The organism is Psychrobacter piscatorii (assembly GCF_001444505.1).
GTDB lineage: Bacteria > Pseudomonadota > Gammaproteobacteria > Pseudomonadales > Moraxellaceae > Psychrobacter > Psychrobacter piscatorii_B.
The window spans coordinates 1-24,039 of the sequence record NZ_LNDJ01000118.1; the positions used below are offsets into that span (position 1 = coordinate 1).

18 protein-coding genes and 4 tRNA genes are annotated in these 24,039 nt (G+C 44.1%); 9 read left to right on the forward strand and 13 right to left on the reverse strand.

The window, feature by feature from the left end:
* Positions 1 to 283: 283 nt before the first annotated feature.
* From AS194_RS13980 to AS194_RS12235, 10 genes are all read right to left on the reverse strand, one after another.
* Complete coding sequence (locus tag AS194_RS13980) at positions 284 to 601, reverse strand: DUF6122 family protein (protein ID WP_058025760.1); 318 nt, start codon at positions 599 to 601, stop codon at positions 284 to 286.
* Between the two features lie 211 nt (positions 602 to 812).
* Positions 813 to 887: transfer RNA gene (locus tag AS194_RS12195), tRNA-Thr, on the reverse strand.
* 103 nt (positions 888 to 990) lie between these two features.
* Positions 991 to 1,064, reverse strand: a tRNA-Gly gene (locus tag AS194_RS12200).
* Between the two features lie 85 nt (positions 1,065 to 1,149).
* A tRNA-Tyr gene (locus AS194_RS12205) sits at positions 1,150 to 1,233 on the reverse strand.
* A 67-nt stretch (positions 1,234 to 1,300) separates the two neighbouring features.
* A tRNA-Thr gene (locus AS194_RS12210) sits at positions 1,301 to 1,376 on the reverse strand.
* Between the two features lie 194 nt (positions 1,377 to 1,570).
* Positions 1,571 to 3,067 (reverse strand): anthranilate synthase component I, encoded by a 1,497-nt coding sequence (gene trpE / locus AS194_RS12215; protein WP_058025761.1) that lies wholly within the window; start codon positions 3,065 to 3,067, stop codon positions 1,571 to 1,573.
* Between the two features lie 237 nt (positions 3,068 to 3,304).
* Positions 3,305 to 4,498: an FHA domain-containing protein gene (locus AS194_RS12220; protein ID WP_058025762.1), complete on the reverse strand. Its 1,194-nt coding sequence runs from the start codon at positions 4,496 to 4,498 to the stop codon at positions 3,305 to 3,307.
* Positions 4,499 to 4,614: 116 nt separating this feature from the next.
* A complete protein-coding gene (locus tag AS194_RS12225) occupies positions 4,615 to 5,472 on the reverse strand; it encodes a DUF3298 and DUF4163 domain-containing protein (protein WP_083499694.1) in 858 nt (285 codons plus the stop codon).
* 217 nt (positions 5,473 to 5,689) lie between these two features.
* Positions 5,690 to 7,285, reverse strand: a complete 1,596-nt coding sequence (locus AS194_RS12230) for a peptide chain release factor 3 (RefSeq protein ID WP_058025802.1) — start codon at positions 7,283 to 7,285, stop codon at positions 5,690 to 5,692.
* A 181-nt stretch (positions 7,286 to 7,466) separates the two neighbouring features.
* Entirely contained in the window at positions 7,467 to 8,369 is a 903-nt protein-coding gene (locus tag AS194_RS12235; protein ID WP_058025763.1) for a hypothetical protein, read from the reverse strand.
* A 258-nt stretch (positions 8,370 to 8,627) separates the two neighbouring features.
* Here AS194_RS12235 and AS194_RS12240 point away from each other — a divergent pair, with 258 nt between their 5' ends.
* From AS194_RS12240 to AS194_RS12255, 4 genes are all read left to right on the forward strand, one after another.
* Complete coding sequence (locus AS194_RS12240) at positions 8,628 to 9,041, forward strand: organic hydroperoxide resistance protein (protein WP_058025764.1); 414 nt, start codon at positions 8,628 to 8,630, stop codon at positions 9,039 to 9,041.
* A 223-nt stretch (positions 9,042 to 9,264) separates the two neighbouring features.
* Complete coding sequence (gene polA / locus AS194_RS12245; RefSeq protein ID WP_058025765.1) at positions 9,265 to 12,243, forward strand: DNA polymerase I; 2,979 nt, start codon at positions 9,265 to 9,267, stop codon at positions 12,241 to 12,243.
* A 255-nt stretch (positions 12,244 to 12,498) separates the two neighbouring features.
* Complete coding sequence (locus AS194_RS12250; protein ID WP_058025803.1) at positions 12,499 to 13,035, forward strand: hypothetical protein; 537 nt, start codon at positions 12,499 to 12,501, stop codon at positions 13,033 to 13,035.
* A gap of 545 nt (positions 13,036 to 13,580) precedes the next feature.
* Positions 13,581 to 13,931 (forward strand): hypothetical protein, encoded by a 351-nt coding sequence (locus AS194_RS12255; RefSeq protein WP_058025766.1) that lies wholly within the window; start codon positions 13,581 to 13,583, stop codon positions 13,929 to 13,931.
* Positions 13,932 to 14,046: 115 nt separating this feature from the next.
* Here the strand turns inward: AS194_RS12255 and hemH are convergent, their stop codons facing one another.
* Positions 14,047 to 15,066, reverse strand: a complete 1,020-nt coding sequence (gene hemH, locus AS194_RS12260) for a ferrochelatase (RefSeq protein ID WP_058025767.1) — start codon at positions 15,064 to 15,066, stop codon at positions 14,047 to 14,049.
* 455 nt (positions 15,067 to 15,521) lie between these two features.
* On the opposite strand from hemH, the gene metX reads away from it, so the two are divergent.
* From metX to AS194_RS12280, 4 genes are all read left to right on the forward strand, one after another.
* A complete protein-coding gene (metX, locus tag AS194_RS12265) occupies positions 15,522 to 16,874 on the forward strand; it encodes a homoserine O-acetyltransferase MetX (protein WP_058025804.1) in 1,353 nt (450 codons plus the stop codon).
* Positions 16,871 to 17,488, forward strand: a complete 618-nt coding sequence (gene metW, locus AS194_RS12270; RefSeq protein ID WP_058025768.1) for a methionine biosynthesis protein MetW — start codon at positions 16,871 to 16,873, stop codon at positions 17,486 to 17,488. Before metX ends, metW begins: the two co-directional genes overlap by 4 nt.
* A 400-nt stretch (positions 17,489 to 17,888) precedes the next feature.
* The gene (locus AS194_RS12275) at positions 17,889 to 18,470 is read left to right on the forward strand and encodes a tetratricopeptide repeat protein (RefSeq protein ID WP_058025769.1); all 582 of its coding nucleotides are present in this window, start codon (positions 17,889 to 17,891) and stop codon (positions 18,468 to 18,470) included.
* A gap of 263 nt (positions 18,471 to 18,733) precedes the next feature.
* Positions 18,734 to 19,807 (forward strand): rhodanese-related sulfurtransferase, encoded by a 1,074-nt coding sequence (locus AS194_RS12280; protein WP_058025770.1) that lies wholly within the window; start codon positions 18,734 to 18,736, stop codon positions 19,805 to 19,807.
* Positions 19,808 to 19,888: 81 nt separating this feature from the next.
* On the opposite strand, the gene serA is transcribed toward AS194_RS12280, so the two are convergent.
* Positions 19,889 to 21,115, reverse strand: coding sequence for a phosphoglycerate dehydrogenase (serA, locus tag AS194_RS12285; RefSeq protein WP_058025771.1), 1,227 nt, complete (start codon positions 21,113 to 21,115; stop codon positions 19,889 to 19,891).
* Positions 21,116 to 21,450: 335 nt separating this feature from the next.
* Here serA and AS194_RS12295 point away from each other — a divergent pair, with 335 nt between their 5' ends.
* A complete protein-coding gene (locus tag AS194_RS12295; RefSeq protein ID WP_058025773.1) occupies positions 21,451 to 22,893 on the forward strand; it encodes an FAD-binding oxidoreductase in 1,443 nt (480 codons plus the stop codon).
* A 115-nt stretch (positions 22,894 to 23,008) separates the two neighbouring features.
* Here AS194_RS12295 and AS194_RS12300 read toward each other — a convergent pair whose 3' ends face one another.
* Entirely contained in the window at positions 23,009 to 23,638 is a 630-nt protein-coding gene (locus AS194_RS12300; RefSeq protein WP_058025774.1) for a BLUF domain-containing protein, read from the reverse strand.
* Between the last annotated feature and the right edge of the window lie 401 nt (positions 23,639 to 24,039).

Here is a 24,039-nt window from a genome sequence, read left to right on the forward strand (position 1 = left end):
TTTGCCATGGGTATTTCCTCTTTTTTTGGTGAATGATCAATAAAAAGCTGTTTAATGGCTCATAATAAAACTAACTCATCATAAACCTAGCTATCAACCGCACGAACCACTGCTTCTTATCAAACAGCACTTCGAACTAATTTTTGTATCCGTTATTATACGCCGACTTATCCTCAATAGTCATATATCTCTTGCTCGAAACCTATTTTTCTATTATCTAAAGAGGTCTTAAATATGCTACTGCTTATAACCGTTTAACGGCTCGATGTGCAAAGCTATTATATCAGCTAGATGACATCATCAAACAATCCGTAAAATCCGCTAACATATGAAAAAGCAATCCAATTCCAATGATGTTAAAAGGCTTACGAAAAAAGAGCAAAGCAACATATACCAGCATCGCATAATACGTATGTAGCGGATGAAAATTAATACTACATCTATTAGCCTGAAAGATCGGGTCTGCTACTAAGTGATCCAAATCAACTAACATAGTCGCAAGCAATATCAGATATGCTTTTTTCCACTCTTTCTTAAAAAATACAACTGCGATAACGAGAGGGAAACCAAAATGCAAAAAGTAATGTATAAACGTTTGCATACTCGTTTACCAGTTTTAATTCTGTTGATATCGAATCATCAAAAGCAATGTTTATTAATATGCTGACAGCACTAAAAGGCAACACCTTAGTGTTACCTTTAAATCGTTACATGTCGTACTAATTTTATATGTTTCAATATTTTATATTTTCGATATCGACGCAAAGCTATATATAAATAGCAAAACAAGCATAGAGGATTTACATAATAAATGGAGCTCATATCGAGAATTGAACTCGAGACCTCTCCCTTACCAAGGGAGTGCTCTACCGCTGAGCTATATGAGCGTATAGTGTAAACCTTTGAGCTGCACTAAAAAAAATATCACGATACAGCGATAATAACTGATGTCGTGATGAATAATTAATAGGCTTTGCGATGGTGTATATATGGAGCGGGTGGCGGGAATCGAACCCGCGTCATTAGCTTGGAAGGCTAAGGTGTTACCATTATACCACACCCGCATTTACTCTAATCTTAATAACTCTAGTTGAGAGTTAGAAACTATATAGAGTATGCTTGGCGCTATAACAAACTTTTAAAAAAATATGGTGGTGGGAGAAGGATTCGAACCTTCGAAGCTTTCGCGACAGATTTACAGTCTGTTGGGTTTGACCGCTCCCCAATCCCACCTAGGGGTGCTTTGAACAAAAATGACTCTCATTTAAGACAAATTCATAAAAAGCTACTTTAAAAGAGATGGTGCCGACTGCCGGGATCGAACTGGCGACCTACTGATTACAAGTCAGTTGCTCTACCAACTGAGCTAAGTCGGCTTGTTCTCTCTAAAGTGGTGGCTATTCTATCAAATATTTTGAGATGCGCAAGCCCTTTTTTATCTTTTTTTTTATTATTTTAATAATAATATTCAAGCTACTGATTACGTTGTTATTTTTTTGATAGAAAAATAACAACGTAATTGCTCTTCTGATCTATTGTGATTATATGCGCTGCATAGCTGGCTATATAACTAGCGAATGCGTAGTCCATTACAGGCCATTTTTACCGCTTTGACCAATGCCAATGCTTTTTTATTGGTTTCATCCCACTCCGCTTCTGGCACAGAATCAGCAACAACACCTGCGCCTGCTTGGATATGGATTTCACCGCGGCGCATCACTGCTGTACGAATAGCAATGGCGGTATCCATATTGCCATTCCAACCTAGATAGCCCACTGAACCACCAAATACTGTCCGACGTACTGGCTCTATCTCATCAATGATTTGCATCGCGCGAATCTTGGGCGCGCCTGATAGTGTACCCGCTGGAAACGTGGCACAAAATACATCTAGCGCGTCTTTATCAGACCTTATCATACCCTCCACATTGGACGCGATGTGCATGACTTGTGAGTAGCGCTCAATAAACATCTTTTCTGTAACTTTTACACTGCCATATTCACAAACACGGCCGATATCATTGCGACCCAAATCAATAAGCATTAAGTGCTCGGCAGTCTCTTTTTCATCATTGAGCAGCTCTTGTTCAAGTGCCAGATCCTCCGCTTCATTCTGACCACGCTTGCGCGTCCCTGCTAGTGGCCGTACGGTGACTTTGCCGTTTTCGATACGGGACAGGATTTCAGGAGAAGCGCCAATGATATCAAAGCGTTTGTGATCATCAAGCGTATAGCCATGCACCAAAAACAGATACGGCGATGGATTTAGATAGCGTAATGCACGATAGACGGCTAGAGAGTCGCCTGTGTAATCTGCCGTCAACCGCTGTGCTGGAACCACCTGCATGACGTCGCCTGCTGCGATATAGTCTTTTATTTTCTTAACGTCGCTGCAGTACTTTTCCATACCGGTTTGCGAGATAAATTTTGGTGTGGGCATCACTGGCGCGGACAAATTGGACGGTTCTGCCAACTTCTCTTCTATTTTTTCCAACTCACGGATAGCTAAGCTGTAGCCCTCCTCGGTTTGACAGTCAGCATAGACGATGATCGATAAGGTATTTTCTAAATTATCAAAAACAATGACACTCATGGAAAGCATCAGCCACATATCTGGCATCGACATTGGATTGGGTGCGTCAGATAGGCCCACACTAGGCTCAATGATACGTACCATATCGTAACCAAAGTAACCGACTAGGCCGCCGCTAAAACTTGGCATGGTGGGCACATCTTCAGCAGTCGGCATCTGATACTGCGCCATCAGCTGACGGATATAATCAAAAGGATTCTCTACTGCTGCTGTATCGATATGATCGTTCCGCTTGGTAGTCATATTGCCATCAGCGTACTGTAAAATAAGATCACTACCCAAGCCGATCATCGAGTATCTTGCCCAGCGCTCACCGCCTACCACAGACTCAAACAAATATGCAGAGCCGTTTAAATCACGTACTTTGGAAAAAACAGACACTGGCGTCTGTGCATCCATCAAACGTTTTTTGACTAAGGGTGCATGACTAAAACCCCGATCTTTAAACGCTTGATATTCTTGGAAAGTCATCATAGTAACGCTCTCTTAGCAGCAGAATGGCAAAAAATAAAACAGTGGACTGAACCATAAAATATAGCGCCAACACCGTATTTGAATGTTAGCGCTATAAAAAGCAGTTTGTCTGAATGACGATTCATACAGCAGTTAAGTTCAGGCCTCAACCCCCATAAACTAACTGAGGTAACGGACTGCTTATCAATCAGGATAGCTATGGATAAACGCTCGTATTCAAACTACGGATCGATGTCACTACATAACGCCCATGTTAAATAGCCATAATGCCAAGCCAATAATCAAAATGGCAGCAAATACCCATATAAACCAACCACCGCTAGATTTTTTCTCTACTTGTCCTGTATGAGCTGGATTACTGATTTCTTGATCCATGGCATTATTGCCTTGGGTGCCAAGATCGTGAGCCTGCCCTAAATTTGCCGTACCCGAAAATTGCGAGGTCGCTGCTTGCTTGGCTTTTAAAACCTCAGGATCGGCTTCTTCTTGTAATTCAGTCTTTGTCGTTTTGTCGTGCTCTTCACTTACTACTGGTTTTTCATTTACTACAGGTTCTTCACTTACTGTTGGCTGCGATACTGTTGGTTCATCATCAGTAGATACTGTTGGGGTCAACGGCTCTGCAGTCGTCACAGCTTCTGACTCCGTTACAGTTGACTCAGTCGCCGCTGATACAGGCGTTTCAGATACAGACGTCTCAGATACTAGCTCTGACTCTTCTGGTGCTGTTTCAATCGATGCAGGCGTAGCACTTTGTGCAGCCGACAAGACATCCTCAATACCGGTCTCTTTAACTACTGGCTCTTGAGGCGCTGGTTCAGCCACTTCCGCTCTGTCAACTACAGGCGCACTTGCTGAATCTACTGCGGTGTCTGAAGTAGTATCGACAGATGGACTCTCTGCATCCTCTGCAGCGGGTAAAATCTCTTCAATATTCGTTTGCTTTACGATTGGCTCGCTGACGATATGCTCTTCGATGATATATTCATCATGCAAATTCTCAGTAGTTTCTGCTGGGGCAGTCTTATCACTGACACTACTTACTGTATCGTCCGTTATGACTGGCTCTAGTCTCCCATCTGCTGTAGCAGCGACAGGCGCTTGTACCTGAAAGCTAAAGCTTGCAAATCCAAGCGTATCCTCAGCCTGTAGAAGGTTTGATTCGTTGCCCGCGATACGTCGATCATTGATAAAGGTACCGTTAGAAGAGTCTAAGTCTTTTACGTATAACTGACCATCAAGTATGCTTAGAATGGCATGATTGCGAGATACTTGCTTGCTGCCGAGTACCACATCATTGTCACCGCCGCGACCAACAGACAAGCTATCCTCGACTGTCAGTGTCAGATCGCCCAGTGCCTCTGTTAATGCATTTAATTGCCATGTGCTGGCTTGTGCTGCCGTGCTCACACTATCTGTATTATCCGTCATCTTGTTACTCCTTATTTTTTCTATTAATTTTCAAACGATTTTGAGGAAATTACTATCAATTTTTATTCACTGACCACTCTATGATAGAGAGCATAATTAGTGGTCACGTGCTTGATCTATTTTGGTATAAAGTGAGGCTTGATGACCTTATCAAGCTGGCTATACGGAATGCTCAATACCGGCATACCGTAGGCGTATGGACCGATAGAATAGTGCTGATAACGAATGTTAATCCCTGTCTCTGTCAAGGTCACATTGTCGCTCAACATAAACGGCCAGCTTTTCTCATAGCTACTGACATCATCAGCGACGGTCTTCACCCATGCTTTATACGCCTCATGCGCGAGTGCTTCAAAACGAGGCTTTTTGCCTTTGATCAGCATGTCATCAAGAGTGATTTGTTTTTTGGTGGTCAGATCAAACGTTAGATACTCGCTATAAGGCATGCCGTGTGCACCACCAGTAAAGACGTAGGAGTTGATTTCGAACAGCTCAAAGTTATTGACGTGACCCAAGTAATCAGGCGTCACCATCAAGCTATAAGCCCACGAAACCTCTTCAGGCATATCTTGAAACTGCGATGTCGCAAAGTCATTAATCGCAGCCGTGACGTCTTCCTGACTGCTTTTCATCTTAATAGGTGCTGACTCAGCAGTGGGCTTGCTATTAACGACCAAATTATCGATACGTGCGTTGACTGTCTTATCTATCCAACCATGATTTGTCTTAAGGTATTTAATCTCAATTTCTGGGCAATTATCACGCTCAGTACACATCATTTGAATTTTTTCTGGTAACTGATAATCGAGATACTCTGTTGAGCTGATAAGGCTACCTGCATTTGCGGACAGACTAGCGGCACCCATCAGTAAACCGCTTGCTAAGAGACCAATTCGCCGTGTACGCCCTACTCTGCCTAAAGAAATATGCGTCAGCGTGAACCTATTAAGATGAGATTGAACCATAGCTTTCATGCATCCTCTTTTATAAATATAAAATGTTGTAATACATTCTACCGTAACAATGACGCTGTATTGTAGGAACACTGTTTGTGTTTTTGAAGTGTTGCTAATCACTCAAAACCTCTCTTGACTCATTTGCCGCATAAATAACGGACAATAAAAAAGACACGGCTAGCGTGTCTTAATCAATGAACAATACAGTGATACGGTTGATTTGATAACAGTCGTTTTAATGCTCACGCGTGCTGCTAAAGGTGATCTCTGGATAACGATCTTGCATCAATTGTAAGTTGACCCGTGATGGCGCAAGATAAGTCAGATAACCACCACCATCGATTGATAACTGGTCATGGGCTTTTTTCTTGAACTTTGCCAAAGCCACGTCATCATCGCAGTGAATCCAGCGTACAGTGGCAATCGATACTGGCTCAAAGGTACATTGCACTTTGTATTCTTCTTTGAGACGATGGGCGACCACTTCAAACTGTAGCACCCCAACCGCACCCAATACCAAGTCATTGTTAATCTGCGGCATAAATACCTGCGTAGCACCCTCTTCGCTTAATTGCTGTAGTCCTTTTTGCAGGGCTTTAGATTTGAGCGGATCTTTTAGTACCACGCGGCGGAACAATTCAGGAGCAAAATGAGGAATACCGGTAAAGCTCAACTCCTCGCCTTCAGTGAAGCTATCACCGATAGAGATCGTTCCGTGGTTATGCAAACCAATGATATCGCCCGGATAGGCTTCTTCTAGCGCCTCGCGGTCGCCTGCCAAAAAGGTCAGCGCATCAGCGATACGGACGTCTTTACCCAGACGCACGTGCTTCATTTTCATGCCTTTCTCGTACTTGCCAGAGCACACGCGCAAGAAGGCGATGCGATCACGGTGACGCGGATCCATATTTGCCTGGATCTTAAAAACAAAACCTGTGAAATCGGTCTCGGTTGCTGATACTTTACGCTCAGTCGTTGGATGGGCTTTTGGTGGCGGCGCGTATTTGACCAAGGTATCGAGTACCATGTTGACACCGAAGTTGCCAAGCGCTGTACCGAACAATACTGGCGTCATCTCGCCCGCTAAAAATGCGTCAACACTGAACTCTTCTAGCGCCATCTGTACCAGCTCGAGTGACTCCTCAAAGGCATCAAACATCAACTGCCCGAGACGCTCGCGGATATCAGGATAATCATAACCCTCACGAGTTTCAGAGACGGTCATCTTGCCGCCATTGCCTTTCTCATATAAGTAGGTTTTGTTTTCTGCAAGGTGATACACCCCAACAAAATCCTGCCCCATACCAATCGGCCATGTGACTGGCACGCATTTAATCTTTAGTACCGCTTCGATTTCACTCAGTAGCTCAAGCGGCTCACGAATCTGGCGATCGAGCTTGTTGACGAACGAAATGATTGGCGTATCGCGCATGCGACAGACTTCCATCAGCTTGATGGTACGCTCTTCGACACCTTTGGCACCATCGACCATCATCAGCGCGCTGTCTACGGCGGTCAGAGTACGATAAGTATCCTCACTAAAGTCGGCGTGACCTGGGGTGTCTAATAGGTTGACCATGTGGTCTTTGTACGGGAACTGCATGACAGACGTGGTGATTGAGATACCACGCTCTTGCTCCATACTCATCCAATCTGAGGTCGCATGACGATCAGTCTTACGGCCTTTGACTTCGCCCACTACCTGAATCGCTTGTCCCCATAACAGCAGCTTTTCGGTCATGGTGGTTTTACCGGCATCGGGATGCGAGATAATGGCAAAGGTGCGGCGCTTAGCCACTTCTTTGGTTAGTTTTTTTGGATCTACGCTCATAATTTTCAGCTTCAACAGTTGTGTCATTTAGAAGTCAATCTAAATAAATAAAATCAATAATGAGCGTATTGTAGCCGATTTCGCGTTAGGGTGCAGAGTTCACGCACAAAAAACACGCTCTACCAATTAGATAGAGCGTGTGAATAAGCCTTTTTGACTTGGTGATAGCGATGGCTCGAGATCAATAATAACGCTTGATTTGCTCCGCTAAGAAGTCTCCTGCGACCTCATTGACAAGCGTACAATCTACCACGCCAAAGCGGCTATCTATATTCGGATCGGTGCTACCTTTGGCAACATAATTTGCCTCATAAATATCCTTCCCATATTCAACACCACTATATTCATAGGCAGGTTGATTTTTGTATTCAAAGAACATCACTTGCGCCGCTTTTTGCTTATTTGCTATACCAACACCAAACTGAGAGGTTCTATGATCTCGGTTATCACTAAAGCGTTGTTTAGCAGCTTCGATCCATTTCTCCAATGACGAATAGCCTGTCTTATTTTTGTCATTGAAAGCCAAAAATGAGCGCTCGCTTGTCACGACTGGAATGTAACAAACGGAGCCTTCAGGGAAAGCAACATTGGATGGAATTTCTGAGTAGTTGCTCAAATCGGTGAGAATACCGCGGCGCTCTTCAATACTCGTGCCAGCGCTATAACTGCGGGTCGTTAAGCCCGACAAGTCCAGTGTTTGATAGGTGGTTTCGTAGCCTAGTTTGTTATTACTGTTTTTTTCGTAAATAGGACGCTTGACCGTGCGACCATTGACTTCGATGTCTTTATTCTCAAGTCGACCTTCAAAATTATCTGCCAGTACCGTTCTGTCTAAATCATTGAGGCTCTGGTTGCTATAACTGTTGATGAGATTGGTGGTTTTGATGTTGCGTGCGCCTGTGCGATAAGTCTCATCGATGCGCGCAATGGCAGTATCGTTGGCCTTACTATCGTAACTATTGGCAAAACTCGTCAACGTAATATTGTCGCTGTCAGAACCATAACTGCCGTCATCTACTTCGCAGCCTATCAAAGCAAGCATTGTCCAGAAGAAAACACCAGATATCGCAACCACTCTATTCATCGAACAATGTCCTTATGATTTAGATTTTTTATCACCCAATTTGATGATATTAGTATGACCCACCAAATGGCTGGCTTCGGTCATTCTGTTTATTAGCACCAGCAGGTATTGCTACTGTAGAGAGCTCCAAAAGTCATATTTACAAACTTGTCGTAAAGATTTACTACCGACTTACTGAGCTGTTTTAATGATTTGTTATCCTAGGTTGGTTATTTGGCTTTACCACGAAAATCTAAAAACCAAAACAAAGGATGTGTTATGAAAACTTTATATTCAACCAAAGCGACTGTTACTGGCGGCCGTGCAGGTTCAGCAAGCTTAAGTGACAATGACCTGATTATAAACATGGTACCACCAGGCTCTGGGAAAGAGGGCAATAACCCAGAACAACTATTTGCCATGGGATACAGTGCCTGCTTTGATGGCGCCCTTGCAGCTGTTAAGCAAATGGAAAAAGCAAAGTTTGATTCAACCACTTCAATTGAAGTAGATTTGCTTCAAGGCGAAGGCCATGACTATAAACTGGCTGCTAAAATTCATGTCATTGGTGAAAATACAGAATTGTCAGCTGACGAGTTTCAACAGTTGGTCGAGAAAGCGCACCAAGTGTGCCCATATTCTAAAGCCACACGCGGCAACATCGATGTTGAAGTCACCTCAGAAGTAAAGTAACGCATTATGAGACTCATTATCAATGATTAATTGAGAAAGTAGTTAATTAAAAATACGTTAATTATAGAAGAACTCAGCTGGTCTGGGTTCTTTTTTTGTTTGAAATTTTGGTGAAAAAATAAAACCGCCAGAACATCTCGTAACGGTTAAGCAGTTCGGCACGCACTGTTTTTATCGTTATAATAAGGGCATATTTTTATCTAACAGCTGATAAGTGACCTCTATGACTGATCCTATAAACGACCATACAACCGACAGTGACCACAACTCCCATCAAGCACTCGATCCTAAAACCTTACCGAATTTTGACGATATGCCAAATGTGGCACTGATGGATACCAGTCACGTAGACAAAGATCAGCCGCCCTTTATCTTAGTCGACGGCTCGTATTATCTGTTTCGCACCTATCATGCCCTCCCAAAGACCATGCAAAACTCGCAGGGTCTAATCACCAATGCGATACGCGGTACCTTGAATGCGCTGCTAAAACTGATGCGTCGTTATCACCCTACTCATATGGCCGTCTGCTTCGATACCAAGTCACCGACTTTTCGCCATCATATGTCGTCTGACTATAAAGCAGCTCGTCCGCCTATCGATGTAGAGTTGGTAGAGCAAATTCCTTATATTCATCGTTTGGTCAGCGCCTTGGGTATTCCGCTATTACGTATTGAGGGTGCAGAGGCCGATGATATCATCGGTACACTTGCCTATCGTGCCGTCGAGCAAGGTCACCATGTGGTCATCTCAACGGGTGATAAAGACATGATGCAGTTGGTTAATGACGGCGTGATATTAGAAGATAGCTTCACCGGCAAAATCACCGATACCCAAGCTGTCATTGATAAGTTTGGCATCAATCCAAATCAAATGATTGATTTCTTAACGCTCATGGGCGACAGCTCTGATGGGATCAAAGGCGTGCCAGGTATCGGTAAGAAAACTGCCAAAGACTTGTTGGTTGAGTATGGTGACATTGACAACATGCTCAAGCATATTGGCTTTATCAAAGGTCGTGGCGCAAAAGGTCTGATTGAACATGCCGATGACATTCCTTTTAACAGAAAGCTTGCCACCATCATTACCAATCTAGAAATCGGCCAAGATTGGAATGATCTCAAAATCAACACCGATCCTTGTGCGCATATAGAGGAGCTTCGCACCCTATATACCGAGCTTGAATTTAGAAATGAGCTAGCATCACTTGATCACCCAAACCATCCTGCAAATGGCTTACAAAGCGTTGCTGATAGCCAAGCCAATACTGAGTCACACGCGCAAGTTGCCAAATCACTGCAATCGACCAATACTGATAATATGACGGGCAGTAACCATCAGGATAAAGCGTGGCATACTGTGCTCGATGAGCCAGCATTTGATAGTCTGATTGAAGCTTTAGAGGCAGCGCCGCACTTCGTCATTGATACCGAAACCACCAGTGTTCATTGGCGCGAGGCGCAAATCGTCGGGCTGTCTTTTGCGGTGCAAGCGCATGAAGCCTATTATATCCCGCTCACCCACCGCCTAGAAGGTGATGAGCTAACAGCGAAACAACTCGACCGCGATACCGTGCTGGCGCGCCTGAAACCGATACTAGAAAATCCTAATATCGGTAAAATCGGTCAGCATCTAAAGTATGATGCGCATATCCTTGCGCACTATGATATTGACTTAGTCGGTGCCATACATGAGCAGCCAAATAACTGGGCGATGGATACCATGCTGGCAAGCTACGTCATCAATGCGGCTGCCACTCGCCACGGTATGGACGATTTGGCACGCCATTATCTGCAAACGCAAACCATTAGCTTTGAGGAAGTCGCAGGCAAAGGCGCGAAGCAAGTCACCTTTGACCAAGTGGCTATCGATATTGCTAGCGATTACGCGTGTGAAGACGCTGATATTACTTATCAGTTATTTGATGTATTCAGTGTTGAGTTGGCTAACGATGCCAATAATGCCAAATTGCTCCATGAGTTAGAGATTCCAACAGCAGAGATACTTTGCCAGATGGAAGCAAACGGTATTCTCATCAAACGCTCTTTCTTAAACGAGCTATCAAAACGCTTTGATGAAGAGATTGTCGCCCTAGAAAAACGGGCTTATGAAGTCGCTGGTGAAGAGTTCAACTTAGGATCACCGAAGCAGCTTGGCGAGATGCTTTTTGAAAAGCTGGGCGTGCCGGGCGGTAAAAAAACCAAGTCTGGTCAATACTCGACTGGTGAAGCCGTCCTATCGAAAATCGATCACCCGCTAGTCGATATCACCTTAGAGTATCGCGGGCTGTCTAAGCTAAAAAGCACCTATACCGATGCACTCGATAATGTTGCAGATGCTGAGACCGACCGCGTGCATACCAGTTACCATCAAGCACTGACCAGTACTGGCCGTCTGTCATCAACTGATCCTAACTTACAAAATATTCCCATTCGTACTGCGACTGGCCGCCTGATTCGCCAAGCCTTTATCGCCCCAGAAGGTCGCGTGATCTTGGCCGCGGATTATTCACAAATCGAACTTCGTCTCATGGCGCATTTCTCAGGTGATAAGAACTTGACGCACGCCTTTAACGAAGGCCTAGATATTCATGCTGCGACTGCTGCTGAAGTGCTTGGCAAGGATGTTGCGGACGTTACCCCAACTGAACGCCGTAATGCCAAAGCCATTAACTTTGGTCTGCTATACGGGATGAGTGCCTTTGGACTTGCTAAGCAGCTACAAATGAGCCGCGGTGAAGCGCAAGACTATATCGATATGTACTTTGAGCGCTATCCGGGTGTCAAAAACTATATGATCAATACTCGTGCCAGCGCGTACGAGCAAGGCTATGTTGAGACGATACTAGGCCGTAAACTCTATACCCCTGATATCAATCATAGTAACCGTATGGTCAAGCAAGGCGCTGAGCGTGCGGCAATTAACGCGCCGTTACAGGGCTCTGCCGCTGATTTGATTAAGCTTGCCATGATTGCGGTGGATAACGTATTGCCAAAAGATCAGGCCAAAATGCTACTGCAAGTCCATGATGAGCTGGTGTTTGAAGTGGATGCTGATAAGGTAGACGCAGTTAGCCAATTGATTACCGATGCCATGCAAGATGTCTTGAGGACAACAGCGGTAGATAAAGGTTGGCATGTTGACTTTGCCGTACCGCTACTGGTTGAGACTGATAGCGGTCAGAACTGGGATGAAGCGCATTAATCATTGATTTGGTCAACTTAGAACGCTAGTGAGCTTAAAGATATGATGGGTTTTGAAACCCACTGTATCATCTATATAAACAACCACTTATGACTACTTGGTTATATTCTATGACGTTATTATTACCATATTGGGTTATAATAGCGTCATAGTAAATTATGCATATTTCGTTAGATGTTTTTCGGTTTAGAGTGAGCCTACGGGCTCACTTTTTTGTTTTTGACACATTTTTTTGATACGCAGGAGCCAGTTATTTTGAGTTCAGATGGCATTATTGAAATCCCTGGTATGATCTTGCTATTTGTCTGTTTGCTGCGTTGCACACAGTACATGATACAAAGTCATATCAAACACATTCAGGCCTTTTGGTTGGCAGCCGTACTTGTATTTTTTACCGTCATTCGTCGCGAGCTAAACTATCTACCAGATTTGTTGGTTCCGAGCGATTTCTCGTTTTTAAATCACTCTTATGATTGGTGGGAAGACAGTGTACTGACCGTTATCTATCTCGTCGCGCTTGGCTTATTAGCTTATTCGAGGCACTACCTTTGGGCATTGTTAAAGAACGTGCCGGTCTCGCTCTACCTCATCGTTACCGCGCTGGCAATCATTCAATATATGGGCGAGAACGCCATTATGTTCCCGCATACATTTGGTGAAGTTGTCGAAGAGTTGGCTGAGACTGTCATCTATGGTATTGCCTTGACGTATCTATGGCGATTCAAACTGGCTGATTATGAATCATGTCTTGTGCAGAAATTAAACTATGAGCTCAAACACGCTGATAATTAAAATTATAGTCACGATACTATTAGGGCGTGTTGAACATTCGCAAATAGGCACTGCTGAGCGCTAAAATTGTTCCAGACAAGGCATAAAGCGACGATAATGCAGATGCCTTAGCGAGATTTGTAACGCAGTATGGGGCAATTTTAGCATCAGCCCCAACGATAAAAAGCAGGGGACAGGACTCTTTTTTGCCGCTTCATCGTTAAAAATAAGCGCTTAGAATGACTAAACTTATTATTTTTAACATCGAATCGCCTAAAAAATAGTCGCTGTCAGTGCCATGGTCGAATGTTCAACACGCCCTAATGACGTAGTAACAAAGATCTTTTAAGCAATTTTATGAAAACTCACGGCTGCTCAATATGAGTAGCCGTTTTGCATTTTGGCAATCGCCTTACATTTTTTGAACATCCTGTCACACCTTACTACTAGTGAAAATTCCAATAACCGTACAAACTTATGGACAGATTATCAATGTCGCTATAAGCAGCTCTTTTATAAGCCCTTACAATGACTTTACTGCTAATAATTACAACAAGGAATGACTTATGGAAAACACAAAGAATCCACTACCAGAAGAGATGGATCATATCGATGGCAATCGCCGCGACAATAATGACAGCACCGATAACCAAGACAATCAGTTGGTCGATTTAGACAATCCGATGCTGCACACTATCGACAATGATGATGTGATTGATAATAGTGCAGGGTTTGATAATTCAGAAGTTGGTAGTGCTGCTACGCAAGGATTAACACCTATGCATCGTCAAAACCTTGATGAGTCGCGTGTGGATGAAGTTTTGGTTCAAGACAATCTTGATGATAATGATTATCCAGATACCATGGATATTGCTGATAGAGATGCCGCAGAACGCAGCAATGACGATAGTTTTTAGAAATTAGCACCGCGGTTGATATAGCCCTTTAGAGCGAAAAAGCACGCTTAATATCGTTAAGCGTGCTTTTTTATGACTTATCATTTAACTAACAGTAATAGATATTTTCAGCTGATTAAACCCATCCATCAAGTGTGCCAGCCCAGCCTTTTACAAGAGGCAAGCTCAACGCTTCGAGCAATTCAATGTGTGTCTCATCGAGGTTTAGCGCGGGAATATAGTGATACTCTTGCCCGCCTGCTTCAAGAAAATTATCGCGGTTTTCAATGGCCAACTCCTCTAGCGTCTCAAGACAATCCGCTGAGAATGCAGGGCTAATCACTTGTACTGAGCGCACACCAGATTTGCCCCAATCTTCTAATACCACATCAGTATACGGCTTCACCCATTCTTGCTTACCAAAGCGTGATTGAAAGCTGATGATCCATTCGTCGTCTTTTAGACCAAGTGCATGTGCCACTTGCGCCGCCGTACATTTACAACGCTTAGGATACGGGTCGCCTTTATCTGCATAAGGCTGCGGAATGCCGTGAAAGCTAAACATTAACTTCTCAGGCTTACCATGCTTCTCTTGGAAACGGCGTATCGAGTTAGCCAATGCCTGAATATATAGCGGATGCGCAAAGTAGTCTTTGACAATGGTATAGTTTGGCAAGTTACGTTGCTTGAGTGTCCACTTCGTCAGCGCATCATATACCGCGCCACCTGAAGAGGCTGAGTATTGCGGGAACAAAGGCAGAATGACAAAGTGATCCACGCCTTCTGCGCGCAACGCATCCATCACATCAGGCAATCCAGGATTACCATAGCTCATCGCAGGATGCACAGAGACGCGAAATGGCGCTACGCTATTGGCCAGACGCGGCTCTAATAGCTCAACTTGGCTTTTTAATATCTTACGAATCGGCGAATCCCCTTCCCAGATACTCGCGTAAGCCTTTGCCACGCGCTTAGGACGACTTGGCAGGACAAACAAATTCAAGATAATGGCCCACAAAAACTTGGGAATCTCGATCACTCGCGGATCTGACAAAAACTGTTTGAGATAACGTCGTACGGCAGGTGCCGTCGGCTCATCTGGCGTACCAAGGTTGACTAACAGGACAGCAATACGTGGAGGCAATTCAGGTTTCATAGCAGCACTATTTATCAGCAGTAAGTTATTATAAGCGATGTCATAACATGATGTGCAGTAAAGATGCAGGATTGTTAAGACATCATTGAATAAACACCGCATTAGTGTAGCATTTTATCCATGAATCACGCATGGCAAAAGCACACTTGTACAATTTGATACGCAGTCGCCAGCCTTCTATCATTTACCCTTTACTATTTAACGCGATAAAACGGCGTTTAAAAGACCTGCTCGGCGGTTGTACTCCTACGCGCATCACCATACAATAGGCAAGCCCAGTTTATAAAAACGGTGTAAGTAAAGTAGCCCGTTAAAATTTTGCCATTTTACTTTTATTTTATTGATGATTGTTGTCTTGCGAGGTAGCTTTGAACGCACGCTCTGATAATACCAGTGACCAGTCCCCTAATTCTCAAACTCACGTAAACAGCTCAGCCAATACTGCTGCTGGATCTGTGGGTGTGGTTACGCCACAAAAATTCCATTTTGCCGAGCCATTGACCTTGGAATGTAACCGTACTCTGCCCTCGTTTGACTTGATGGTAGAGACTTACGGCACGCTCAATAGCGATAAATCAAATGCGATTTTGATTTGTCATGCGTTATCGGGCAATCATCACGCGGCAGGGTTTCATAGCGTTGATGACAAAAAAGCGGGCTGGTGGGACAATATGATTGGTCCGAACAAAGCCATCGATACCAATCGCTTTTATGTGGTGTGCGTCAACAATATCGGTAGCTGTTTTGGCTCAACAGGGCCAACAACTATTAATCCCCATAGCATTAGTTCGGATGACAGTATCGATTCAAGCGATAGCAGTGCAAATAACAGCAATGAGCCACAAGTCTATGGCCCTGACTTTCCGCTCATCACGATTAAAGACTGGGTAAAAACCCAAGCCATGCTCTCAGATCGTCTGGGCATTGACGTATGGCATGCTATCGTTGGCGGCTCGATGGGCGGTATGCAAGCGCTGCAATGGTCTGTCGATTATCCAGACAGGCTAAAACGCTGTGTGATGATCGCGAGTACACCGAAGCTATCTGCTCAGAACATCGCCTTTAATGAAGTCGCACGCCAATCGATATTGTCCGATCCTGATTTTAAGGATGGACGCTACATACAAGCTGGTACCTACCCTCGTCGCGGCCTCATCTTGGCACGGATGGTTGGTCATATCACTTATTTGACTGATGACGCGATGAAAGCCAAGTTTGGTCGTGACTTAAAATCTGGCAAGTTTATGTATGGCTACGATGTCGAGTTCCAAGTGGAGAGCTATCTGCGCTATCAAGGCGAGCGCTTTAGTGAAAACTTTGATGCCAATACTTATCTACTTATGACCAAAGCCTTGGATTATTTTGATCCAACGCGGGACTACTCATCAGCGGTAGCAAAAGACAATACAGAGTCGGCCGTCCCATTAGAAAATTCTATCGCGGCGTCAGTCGAGTCTAGCAAAGCCAATGCGCAGAATGAGTTAGAAGATGCGGTAGCGACGATTGAAGACATTGAGTCTGATCGACAGCAAGAGCTTTCTGCGCTCAAAGCGGCATTCGCCCATACACAATGCCAGTACTTGGTTGTGTCATTCACCACCGATTGGCGCTTTGCACCAGAACGCTCGCAAGAAATTGTCGATGCGCTGATGGCTACTGGCAAACCTGTTAGCTATATTAATATTGATGCGCCGCATGGCCATGACTCTTTTTTATTTGATATTCCTCGCTACATGGGTGCTGTTAGAGGATTTTTGACAGCGCCATTTATTACCCATAGTCGCCCAGCCACAGGAGAGCGCTCATGAGAATGGATCACCAATTAGCAGAGCGCTGGATCGCACCGCAAGCACATGTACTTGATTTGGGCTGCGGTAATGGCGAGCTGCTCGCGCACTTACAGCAGAAGTTAGGCGTCACTGGATATGGGCTTGAGATTGACGAGGACAAAATCAACGAAGCCATTGGCAACGGCTTGTCGATTGTTGAGCAAGACCTAAACGATGGCTTGGCACGCTTCGCGGATAACAGCTTTGATACCGTGGTCATGGCGCGTGCACTACAAGCGGTAAAAGCGCCTGATGTGCTGCTGCTCGATATGCTACGCGTCGCTCGTGAGGCGATCATCACATTCCCTAACTTTGCCCATTGGCAAAACCGTCTTCATTTAGGGCTTAAAGGGATGATGCCCGTGTCTGAGGCACTGCCTTATGAGTGGTACAACACCCCCAATATTCATCTATGTACGTTTAAAGACTTTGAGCAACTGTGTGCGCAGCATGATATTCATATCGTTAATCGCTTTGCGGTAAGCGACTCTGATAAAGGTCATTCCCCACTGATGACGGCATTAATTAGACAGGCACCCAATTTACTCGCAGATGTCGCTATCTATCGAGTGACAAAGAAAAAAACGAAGTAATGTCAGATATTTAATTTTTGCTCAAAAGGATAAAATGACCGTTATTGCCAAACCTTTTATCTTAGCAAATTGTTAACTAATGATTGTCCTATAGTAACTCTATGATTTTACTGAGGACAATCAGGTATAAGCAGCTATTAAATCTTGTAATTAGTATTTGAGTTTCGTAAGTTTGGGTGTTAAGCTAGCAAAATGTTGTCAGTTATCCCACTATTACGACCGTTTGTCTAATTAGTTGGGTTAAATCGATGATACAAAATTAAAAACTCTATTGCTGATGATTAGGTAATTCATATCGCAAGATGTCACCTAATTGTTATCGCCGTCTAACTGTCTTTAGCGAGACGATGTTTAGCGGTACAATTTTCTTGCGTATTAACTGCCTAATTTTGGAGCTGCTATGAAATTATTAAAAGCCGCATTGTTTACTGCCTTATTTTCTTGTGCTGGTTTGGCCAATGCTGAGTTAATATCAAACGTACCGCTTGATACTTCACGCTTTGAGCTGATGCCTGTGAGCGAGCTGTCTAGTCGTGCTGCCCAAGGTAACGATCATGCTCAGTTTTATCTAGCCAAGCGCTTGCAAAAAGGCGAAGGTATCGCTCAAAACACCCAGCAAGCTATCCAGTGGTACACCAAAGCCGCTCAACAAGGCGTTGCTCCTGCTCAGTTAAACCTTGCTATCATGTACTTACGCGGTGAAGGCGTACAACCTAACTTGCAGCAAGCGCGTCTTTGGCTAGAGAAAGCCGCGATGCGTGGCGACAACCGTGCCAGCTATACACTTGCATTGTTAGATGAAAAACAAAAAAATCTGGTAGATGCCTATAAATGGTATGACTTGGCTGCCCGTGATGGCATGCTCGACGAAAAAGTCCGTAACAAGGCGCGCGGCAAGATTGGACAGTTGGCATTGAACTTATCAAGCTCAGACATCGCCAATGCACGCAACCAAGCGGATCGCTGGTTCCAGAGTAAGTAAACTCTAAACGAACCTCAAAAAAGATTAAGTTGATAATAAGAAATCCAGCCTTTGAGCTGGATTTTTTGTGTTTATCTTATAATCAAAACATTTATTATTTCAGCTCCTATCAAGCTGAGCGACCTAAACTATTCAAAACCCTGCCAAAATTTGCTACACTACGCGCGCATTCATCAATCCCACAATTTTGTTAATGCTTTAAACTAAAAAGATACTTTAAACCTAACGCACTAGGTTTGCGACCTAGCCAGCAGGAGAAACACATGAGCACCACTCAAGATAGTAATATCAAAGAAACCGTGATAACTGACAATCAATCAGCCCCCGCCTACGATAGCGTTACTAACAATATCGTTGTTGCCGCACTTTATAAATTCACACGCTTCACTGACTTTGAGCAGTATCGCGAGCCGATTTTGAATACCATGCTAGATAACGATGTCAAAGGCACTTTATTGCTGGCAAGCGAAGGCATTAACGGTACGATTTCTGGCACGCGTCAAGGCATCGATACCATCCTTGACTACCTACGCCGTATTGAGGCCATTGGTACTTTTACCTTTAAAGAGTCTTATACCGATGCACAGCCGTTTTATCGCACTAAGGTAAAGCTAAAAAAAGAAATCGTCACCATGGGCGTAGAAAACATCGACCCACTACAATCGGTCGGTCGCTATGTAAAGCCTAGCGAATGGAATGCACTGATCTCAGATCCTGAAGTTACTCTCATCGATACACGTAACGATTATGAAGTGCAAATCGGTACGTTCCAAAATGCCGTCAATCCAAACACTGAAACGTTCCGCGAGTTTCCAGAATACGTATCAAAAGAGCTGGATCCAACCAAGCATAAAAAAGTGGCCATGTTCTGTACGGGTGGTATCCGCTGCGAGAAGTCAACTGCGTATCTACGCGAACAAGGGTTTGAAGAGGTCTACCATTTAGAAGGTGGTATTCTAAAATACCTAGAAGAAATCCCAGCCAGTGACTCTATGTGGCAAGGTGATTGCTTTGTTTTTGACAACCGTGTATCGGTCAATCACAACTTAGAAAAAGGCAACTATGAGCAGTGTTTTGCCTGCCGTATGCCCATCACTAGCGATGACATGCAGAGCCCAGCCTATATCAAAGGCGAGTCATGCCCGCATTGTATTGACAAAGCCACAGATGAGCAAAAAGCTAGATTCCGCGAGCGCGAGCATCAAATGCAACTGGCCAAAAAACGTGGCGAGGCCCATATCGGTAGCGATGTGATGGATGTCATAGAAAAACGCAAAGCGGCCAAGATTGAAGCGCGTCTGCAAGCAGAAGCGGCAAACAACGTCAACGCTGACTAAATATAAAACTTGATTGAATACAAAAAAAGAGAGGCTCTATATAATAGAGCCTCTCTTTTTTATATCAGCTATTCATACCAATTAAAACAAGATACGTACGCGGATAGTCTCTTCTACATCTTTTAATTGATCGAGTGCAGCAGTCGAATCGTTGTAGTCAACGTCCATGACTAGATAACCGACATCCCCTTCTGTCATCAGGCTCTGTGCTAGAATGTTAATCCCTGCTTCTGCAAACAGACGGTTGATCTGAGACAGTACGCCTGGCACGTTTTTGTGAATGTGTAGCAGACGATGCGAGTTTTCTTTGAAAGGAATAGAAACTTCTGGGAAGTTCACCGCCGTCGCCGTATCACCTTGGTCAGAGTATCTAACAAACTTATCTGCGACTTCAAGGCCGATATTAGCTTGCGCTTCTTGCGTTGACCCACCGATATGCGGCGTCAAAATCACATTATCAAACTTACGTAGTGGTGATTCAAACTCTTCGTCAGCTGACTTTGGCTCTTTTGGGAACACATCGATAGCCGCGCCCAAGATTTTACCAGACTCAATTGCCGCCGCCAGATCATCAATCTCAACACAGGTACCGCGAGCCGCATTGATAAAGTAGCTGCCTTCTTTCATTTGAGCGAACTGCTCAGCTTTCATCATATAGCGGGTGCTTGGCACATCAGGTACATGCAACGTCACGATATCAGCCGTTGATAGTAACTCTTCTAGACTGCCAACTTGTACCGCATTACCTAGTGGCAATTTGGTCACAGCATCATGATAGATGACTTTCATACCAAAGCTTTCTGCTAGTACAGACAGCTGCGAGCCGATAGAACCGTAACCGACGATACCGATGGTCTTGCCGCGCACTTCATGTGAGTTAGTCGCAGACTTACCCCAGCCGCCACGATGTACAGTTGCATTCTTTTCAGGGATACCGCGATACAGCATGATCGCTTCGGCTAATACCAGCTCAGCCACCGAACGGGTGTTCGAGAATGGCGCGTTAAAGACAGGAATACCTAAGTCACGAGCGGCATCTAAATCGACTTGGTTGGTACCAATACAAAAGCAACCAATGCCGATAAGTTTGTTTGCATGCTCAAGTACATCGCGCGTCAATTGAGTACGCGAACGAATACCGATAAAGTGAGCATCTTTGATCTTTTCGATCAGCTCTTCTTTGTCTAACGCGTGACTGATATTCTCGATGTTGTGATAACCAGCACCTTCCAATACTTTTAGGGCATTGTCATGTAGACCTTCAAGCAATAAAAACCGGATTTTGTCTTTTTGTAGTGATAACGCCATATGAGAACTGTCCTATAATTGTTTTATAAGATTACCTGTTGGATAATCTGTGATGGATGAAACGAAAACAGTCCCGATATCTTACACAAAATTTGACGCCGATGTTAGCAGATTAGATGAATTATTGATTATCAAGCCTGAAAAATTTTTATGCTATAGTGAATCATTCGGTTTGAAATCAAACAAACCACTTTTTATTATTTGTCTCATTTTTTATTTAGAAACCATCACCCACTTATTGCCATCACGAGCCGACTCCTCACTGAATTTATAGTCATTTCGCTATATAATAAACAGTCCCAACATCGTGCTTACGCTAATATTGAGATTTGACCATGACGCTAACTACCGAACAGTCCACCTCCCAAGCCCATACCAACGCTGTGCAGACTATCCTAAGCACGCTGACTGACACCCATCAATTCGACCCCAGCCAAATAAAGACCGACGCCGAAAGCTTAGAGCACTGGGGCAAAGACTGGACCAAGCACTTCGCCCCCGCCGCCGCTGCCATCGTCTTTCCAAAGACCACCGAACAAGTCCAAGCCATCGTCCTACTGGCTAATGAGCATAACGTTGTCCTCACCCCTAGTGGTGGTCGTACCGGACTTTCAGCAGGCGCGGTTGCTGCCAATGGCGAGATCGTCGTCAGCATGGATAAAATGAACCAGATTGGACAGTTCTATCCAGCGGACCGCATGGTCGAGATTGAAGCGGGCGTTGTCACCGAACAGCTACAACAGTTCGCCGAATCAAAAGATCTCTACTATCCTGTCGACTTTGCCTCAGCAGGCTCTAGTCAAATGGGTGGTAACATCGGTACCAATGCCGGTGGCATCAAAGTCATCCGCTATGGCATGACCCGTCAATGGATCATGGGACTAACGGTCGTCACGGGTAAAGGGGACATCTTGCATCTCAATCGAGGTATGGTCAAGAACGCCACGGGTTACGATTTGCGTCAACTGTTTATCGGTGCTGAGGGAACCTTAGGTCTTGTCACCCATGCACAAATCAAGCTTGAGCGTCAGCCACAAGACCTCAATGTCATGGTGCTGGGTATGGACAGCTTTAGTGATGTCATGAATGTCTTATCAGCCTTTCAAGCGCAGATTGATTTGACTGCCTTTGAATTCTTTGATGATGTAGCGGTTGATAAGCTGATGGCACATGGTCAAGTACAAGAGCCGTTTGAATCACGCACCAAGTTTTATACCTTATTAGAGTTTGAAGCGCCTTATGAGCCAATCATGGAAAAAGCCATGGCCATCTTTGAGCAGTGCATGGAAGAGGGCTGGGTGGTTGATGGGGTGATGAGCCAAAATCTCACACAGGCTGAAGAGCTATGGAAGCTACGCGAGTACATCTCAGAGACGATCTCGGTGTTTACCCCTTATAAGAACGATGTGTCGGTGCTAATAAGTCACGTACCGACTTTTATCGAAGAGATTGATGCGATTGTCAGTAGCAATTATCCTGACTTTGAGGTGTGCTGGTTTGGTCATATCGGCGATGGCAACTTGCATCTCAATATTCTAAAGCCTGAGAACATGAGTAAGGATGATTTCTTTGCCAAGTGTCAGGTGGTGAATAAACACGTGTTTGAGACGGTACAAAAATATGGCGGATCAGTGTCTGCTGAGCATGGAGTGGGTATGACGAAGAAGCCGTATCTGCAATACAGCCGTAGCGAGACTGAGATTAATTATCTGCGTGAGGTCAAGAAAGTTTTTGACCCTAATAACATCATGAATCGTGGCAAGATTTTTGATATGTGATTGATAGGCTAACGATTTATCTCAAAAAAAAGACGCTAAACTCAAAGTTTAGCGTCTTTTTTATGTTTGTAACTTTATATTTGGAAAACCCAAATTTACGTTTAAAAAACATGATTTATAGATATAACAGTACCAGCGCCACAACTAGCAAGACACTCAAAAATCCTTGAATAATCAAAAATGCTTGATGCGGTGCCGCGATATGGCGGAACATATTGCCTAATGCATTGTAAGTAATGCCCGCTGCTTTGATATGTGGCGGGGTGTCGAAATTTTTGATAATTTGCAAAAATTGCTCAGTACGATCAGGTGACCAACCGTGCGGCGCAAACGGTAGAAATGGTGACAACTGTGCCGCTTGTTCTTTGGTTGCAGGCGACCATAGCCAGCGCTCCAAAAACAGCAGACGCATGCGCCAGTCTGAGAAGCTGCGATGATTAATCTCTTGTAGTAAAAGCACTTCGATATTTTTGTGACGACTATCAGCAAAGATACGTTCTTGTAGCGCAAAGACATGTCTTTTTTCGCCCTCGATACACTGCAAAAACTGACCATTGCCATAACACAGTGTGCCTGTAATACCATGCTGCTCATTGTAATGGCGAGCATGAGCCTCTACGTCCTCGAATATCGAGGTATTCAGGCGTGAGCCGAGCGTTTGCGTACTGACATAGACCAATTGAACCAATGATGACTCTTGTATTGCATCCCATTGCTTGATTCTATTGCTACGAGTTAAGGGCATAATAAAATAATCCTAAAAGCCGATAACGCTGGCCAAATGAAACAAGCAAGACGATACTATGCCTGAAGTAGATAAAGCTGCAGACTCACAAAAACGTAGCAAATAGTTACTACGTGAGACTATTATTACTTATATAGCTTGCTATCATAGCAAGCAAAATGAATGATACTGATAGATATTACTTAGATTTTATATTTAGATAATAAATAGCAAAACAGTCGCCGTTGTAAAGGCATTGGACAACCCTGTATTTCGTTATTAACAATCCAATAAAAAACCAAGTGATACGGCAGGCAATGATTACTAAGGTTTATTCCTCTATATCAGTCAGAATAATCCTCAAATACACTGAGCAACATGGCATAAAATATTGCTATAACCCATTGTAAATAGGGTAATAA